Below are 223 nucleotides of genomic sequence, written 5' to 3'. Positions count from 1 at the left end.
GACTCAACTGACTCACTGCTCTCAAGTTCTGCCAGGGCTTCTAAATCAAGTTCGGCAGTCTCTTCCGGCGGCTCTGTTTGTAATTCAGGCAGCTCAGATAAAGACTCAACTGACTCACTGCTTTCAAATTCTGCCAGGGCTTCTAAACTAAGTTCGGCAGTCTCTTCCGGCTGCTCCGTTTCTAACACAGGCTGCTCAGATAAAGACTCACCTGACTCACTGC

1 protein-coding gene is annotated in these 223 nt (G+C 49.3%); it reads right to left on the bottom strand.

Going from position 1 to position 223, the window contains the following annotated elements; translation table 11 throughout:
- A partial coding sequence (locus G327_RS27690; protein WP_033298086.1) for a hypothetical protein occupies positions 1 to 223 on the bottom strand: 223 nt, incomplete at both ends.

The organism is Psychromonas ossibalaenae ATCC BAA-1528, from assembly GCF_000381745.1.
Taxonomy (GTDB): Bacteria; Pseudomonadota; Gammaproteobacteria; order Enterobacterales; family Psychromonadaceae; genus Psychromonas; species Psychromonas ossibalaenae.
The sequence above is the reverse complement of the archived record's forward strand: the minus strand, read 5'-3'. Positions and strand labels throughout refer to the sequence as shown.